Below are 6,049 nucleotides of genomic sequence, written 5' to 3'. Positions count from 1 at the left end.
GTTTTGTATTTTACCATGCTGTGGCTAGATTGTGAACCTTCTTTTTTGCTGTTACCCCGATTTATTGAGCGGATACGATTAAATTGAATTAATTCTTAATTTTTCGGTGGGGTGGGGGCGGGTTTATAAAATTCATCGCTGCGTGTCAAATATTTCGGTGAACCCGCCCCTACAGGATTGTGATATTATGTATTTATTGTTAATAAATTTATCATCTACTAACAAAAGCCATGAAATCAGCCGATACAAAAAATCTATTTATCCTAACATTCCTCTCCTTTACCAGCTTAGCAACTTGGGAAATCGGACTTTTCACGCCATCCCAAACAGCCACGGCCCAAATTACTCCCGCTGCTGACGGCACGAATACTCAAATCACCCCGAATGGCAATCAATTCAACATCCAAGGCGGCCAACAATCCGGCGATAGCACTAATTTGTTTCACAGTTTTCAGCAATTTGGTTTAACTCAAGGACAAACTGCCAATTTTATCTCAAATCCCAATATCCGCAATATTTTAGGGCGAGTTGTCGGCGGCGATGCTTCACTGATAAACGGCATAATTCAAGTTACGGGCGGCAATGCTAATTTATTTTTAATAAATCCGGCGGGGATTGTTTTTGGTGCAAATTCCAGCTTAAATATTCCCGGTTCTTTCACGGCGACTACTGCGACAGGAATCGGTTTCGGTAACAATTGGTTTAGTGCGATTGGCACGAATAATTATACAGAGTTAGTCGGAAGTCCGAATACTTTTGCTTTTACAAATCTACAGCCGGGAGGGATTATTAATCTTGGTAATTTGGCGGTTAAACAGGGACAAAATTTAAGTTTGTTGGGCGGCACGGTTTTGAGTGCGGGACAACTTGCTGCACCTGGAGGAAATATTACTGTGGCGGCGGTTCCCGGTCAAAGTTTAGTTAGAATTAGTCAGCCGGGAAATTTATTGAGTTTGGAGATTAAACCGCAATCTGTGGCTGGGAGTTTGCCGCAAAGTTGGGTATTGCCAGTTGTATCTTTACCTCAGTTGTTGACTGGTGGTGGGGGAAGTGCAACGGGTGTAATAGTGAATGCTCAAGGGCAAGTTGAGTTAACTGGTTCTGGTTTGCAGGTAGATAATGGAGATGTGGTTGCTAAAGAAGTAAATGCCCAGAATGCAGTGCTGTCAGCCAGTCGCAATTTGACGTTAGTTGAAAGTCTGTTGCGTACAACTGGTGATTTGAGTTTGCTGGCTGACGATACGGTGCGGGTGCGCGACAGTGTGGCGAATCCGTTTGTGGCAAATGCTGGCGGTAATTTGTACATTCAAGGTAATAGAAGTATTGATATTTTGGCGCTGAATCATCTTTTGCAAACGCCGTTTGTTAGCGGTGGAAATTTGACTTTGGCGAGTGATGGAATCATATCTACAGATTCTTATTTTAGGAGCGGCAGTAACACATCGATTGTTGATTTATCCGGTCAACCTGCGAATTTTCTCAGTCTGTACGATCCAATTTGGACACAAGCTGGTGATTATACTTGTGGAAGTTACACGGGTGCATCTCTCAAGGTAGATACAACTTCGGGTACTGGAAATATTACTTTTACTGGAGATATTGAAATTACAAGTACAGAACCCGATCCAATGCTTGCTAATGCTCCTGCCGGTACTGATGAATTTATTTTGCGTACTTCTAGATCTGTCATTTTGCGATCGGGTGGCAACATTCAAACAGGAAAAATTGATACTTATGTAAGTAATTCTAATAACGTAGGCCCTGTAATTATGCAAGCTACAGGTAACATTCAAACAGGCGTGATTCGGGCAGACTCTTTTGGGGATAAGTCTGGTGATATATCTTTGACTGCTGGGGGCAACATTTCTACAGGCACACTTACTACTATAAATACAAATACCATTGCCCGTGGCGGTGATATTACTCTGAATGCAGGTGGCAGGATTACTACTGCCGATATACATTCTTTCGCACCCCGTGGAGCAGGTGATATTAGTCTTAAAGCAAAAAACGATATTACTTTAGACTGTGCTTCCCCTAGTTTTTGCATAGAGAGTTTTGCAGGAGGAGTTCCTGGTTTAACAGCTACTGGTAATAGCGGTAATGTTACCATCATCAGCGAACAGGGAGCTATTATTTTTCCTTCAAATGGAGTACATATCAGCACTGGAAATGGCGATTCTCCCGGCCTTGCTGGTTCTGTAACGTTACAGGCAAATGGTAATATTAATGTAGATATTATAGGCTCACCTAGTACAGGTAGCTCGAAAGCAGATGGTGCAAATATCAAGATTACGAGCGTCAATGGCAATATTCAGCTTGGCAATATAAATAATTCTTCAGATGGTGGTAAGGGTGGCAATATTACCATTTCTACCAGTGGCAATATTAGAACAGGTAACGTATTAAACTACGGGATATTGCGAGGTGGTAGCATTAATTTTACTAGCACGAATGGTAGCATCAATACAGGAAATTTAAATACAACTAGCTCTCAGGATTCAGGAAATGATACTGTTTTTAACCCAGAAAATGGCGGTTCAATTACTTTAAAAGCCGATCGCAATATTACGACGGGCAATCTCAGCGTAATGGCAAATCAAGACGGCGGCCCGATCGCACTTACGAGCACTGCCGGTTCCATAGATATCGGGGCGATCGACACCACGGGCGATCGCGCTGCTGGCAATATTACCATTCAAGCCAACAGCGGCATCAAAACGCCGACACAAGGAACTGCGATCGCAGGTAATTCCGCTCAGGGGAATGGCAGCAACGTTACTTTATCTACCACTAGCGGTGACATTAATACAGGCAATGTGTCAGTATCGGGGATACGGGGTGGAAATCTTAATTTTACTAACAGCAATGGGAGTATTACTACAGGTCAGTTAATTACAAGTTCTGAGGGTTTCTCTGCCGATAAAAAAATGAACACAGGCGGCAGTATTAATTTAAATGCGGGGGGAAATATTACTACCAGCAGCATCCAATCAATAGGGAATCAAGACGGCGGCTCTATCACGCTTAAAAGCGGTGGTGCGATCGATACTACGGCCGGACTTCTCAACGCAATCGGCGGCAACAGCGGCGGCAATATTTCCCTAGAAGCTGGAACTAACATCAGTACGGCAGGAATTGGTAGCGCTTTATTATTAACCGGATTCAGCGCCAATAGCGGCAATCTTCGCATTCAAAGCGGCGGTAATATTGACACAACTGCCGGCCCGCTGATTACTGCCGCAGCCAATGGCAAAGGCGGAAATGTTGTCATAAATGCTAAAGAAAATGTGGCGACATCTAGTATTAATTCCCGCACTTTTGCTCCCAGCACCACTGTGAATGGCGGCAATATAGATATTAAGGCAAGTAGTATTACTGCGGGCGGAATTATCGCAACTAACCGCAACAATATTACATTTGCGGCTCCCGTAACATTGGCTAACGACCTCTCTGTTAACATTCTGGAGACTGGCGACATTACTTTTAATTCTACAATTGACGGGCCGTACAATCTCGCGGTCAAGCCAAATGCGGGAATTGTTCAGTTTGGCGGTGCGATCGGCAGCCAGACTCGTCTCAACAGCATCAATATTCAAGATGATATTCCAGAAAATACGGCGGCGATCGACATTACTGCAACTAATAACATTACCGCTCAAAACATCACCTCGGAAGCCGGGATTTCTCTCTATAGCGAGCAGGGAGAAATTAAAACAGAAAATCTTGATGCGACTTCCAAAAACAATGGTAGCAATATTGATTTGAATGCGGGAACTAATATCACTGCTGGCAATATCAATACTTCTGCTGCTGGTAATGCAGGTAATATATTTCTCGATGCTAATGGTAATATTAATGCTGGAAAAGTTGACTCTTCTGCTAATGTAAATGCGGGCAGTGTTAGCGCGATTAACCGCAGCAGTGCGGGCGACACTGTTCTGAGTCTAATTAATGCTGAAAGTAGGGAAAGCGGTAGGGGCGGAGATGTTTTGATTGTGACTCAAAGGTTTTTTCGATCGCCCAATTCGTTCTTAGACAGAAACAGCATCAATGCTAGCATCTCTACGGCTGCAAGTCCAGGAGACGATCGCGGCGGCTTCATAATTATCAACCACGGGGGCGGGGGAATCACGCCTTTTATTGTCGGCAATTCCGAGAAAAATGGAACTGCTGGTGCAATTACTAGAGGAAATAGCAATCCCATACAAACGATTTTGCCCGATAACAGTTATCGATACACTCACAGACAAGACCCCAGTCTCGCATTAAATGGCGAGCGCATTCAAATTAACTCGGTTCCCTCACCCATTTTGCCCGCCGCCACAGCCGCGCCGACGGCGACTCCATCCCCAACACCCGCACCAACACCCGCACCGACGGCGACTCCATCTCCCACAGCCGCCGCCACAGCCGCGCCGACGGCGACTCCATCCCCAACACCCGCACCAACACCCGCACCGACGGCGACTCCATCCCCAACACCCGCACCAACACCCGCACCAAGGGCTGTTCCGTTGCCAATAACCCTAGCTACAAGAACCGCACCGACGGCTGTTCCGTCGCCGTCGCCGGCAACTGAAACTGCCTCACCGACGGCGACTGCATCCCCAATACCCTCAATCCCGATCGCCCCAACCCCATCTCCATCCCCAACACCCGAACTCCCGCCGATCGATTTTTCCGGCATCCAAGAACTGCTAAACACCAATTTCTTCACACTGCCGCCCCGCACAACCCGCACACAGCCGTCAGCCCCAACAATACCAAGCGCGAGCGATCGCATACCCACCGCACCCGCAATTCCATCGATCGCCCAACTCACCGCCCAGATCGCCCTTCCAAGCTCGATCGCTCCTCCAAGTGCGATCGCGACAAATCCAACAACCGCACTCCTACAATCGCCTTACAACCCGCCCGTAGCAGCAATTTCACCTGTAATTGCACCCTCTTTTTCTCCCATTCCCGCACCCATTCCCACAGCCGCAATAGCACCCGCCCAAGCGCCAAATCCGCAACAAGATTTAGCTTTGTTAATTGGCGATTTATTAGGAGCAAAAACCACCATCACTCTCAATCCTGAAACCGGAAGCAAAACTTTTAATTGGGCATTTAATAATCCCCAAAACAATTTCTCTCTCACACCACCTGCTCTTCAAAAAGCAGCAGAGATTACTTTAATAACGCCTCCTGAAAAGCCACCAGAAAAACCGCCAGAACTTGGTTCTTCTGCTACAACAGAACCCGATGGATGGATAGTCTTAACACCTAATCCTGCGCCTACTATTGAGCCGCCCGTTGAGGCGATCGAGCCTGATTCCTTGACAAGCATTCCCGAAACTACTCCGCCACCAACTCCCGCACCCGCACCAATTCCAACTCCCGCACCAATTCCAACTCCAGCACCCGCACCAATTCCCACATCCGCACCAACTCCAGCACCCGCACCAATTCCAACTCCAGCACCAACTCCCGCAGCCGAAACTCCCCCACCCGCAAATATTCCCAATCTCTTTCCCTTAGAAATTAGCAGATTTAGCGTTGAACAAACTTTAGATCAAGGCAATCCTGATGATGCTATTGCCCTAATCGACAAACTCTTTGAACAAGACTATGAAAACTATTTTGAAGAAGATTTTACTAATAAAAAAGTAAATGTTGAATACATCAGAGAAACTCTGAAAACAATTAAAACAGAAACCGGAAAGCAAGCCGTAATTGTTTATGCCTTCGCTAGTCTCGAATCATTGTCGCTAATATTAGTAGTTCCCGAAGGCCCTCCAATTCAGAAAACAATTAAAGTCAACCGGGTATATCTGAATCAACTTGTAAATAATTTTCAACGCACAATCTCAAACCTAGATAATCTTGAAGACCAATATTTGCCAACTGCGAAGAAACTGTATGATTTATTTGTTGAGCCAATTTCTAAAGAGTTAGCAGCATTAAATATAGATACGCTAGTTTTTTCCTTCGTAAGGATTCAGGTAAAAAATAGTTGATTGAGAGCCGAAAAATATGGTAATGTAGTCAGATGAGCGAAAAGCCA

The 6,049-nt window shown here is 45.5% G+C and carries 1 protein-coding gene; it reads left to right on the top strand.

Annotated features, from left to right (window positions below):
- Positions 1-230: 230 nt before the first annotated feature.
- Complete coding sequence (locus QUB52_RS28435; RefSeq protein WP_332975593.1) at positions 231-6,002, top strand: two-partner secretion domain-containing protein; 5,772 nt, start codon at positions 231-233, stop codon at positions 6,000-6,002.
- Positions 6,003-6,049: the final 47 nt, after the last annotated feature.

The sequence above is a fragment of the Microcoleus sp. A6-C6 genome, from assembly GCF_036705955.1.
Classification (GTDB): domain Bacteria; phylum Cyanobacteriota; class Cyanobacteriia; order Cyanobacteriales; family Microcoleaceae; genus Microcoleus.
This window is presented reverse-complemented; position numbering and strand designations above follow the sequence as displayed.

What these genes read in the sequence shown, in the direction of transcription:
- QUB52_RS28435 (WP_332975593.1), top strand. Translation starts at nt 231, where the DNA reads ATGAAATCAGCCGATACAAAAAATCTATTTATCCTAACATTCCTCTCC.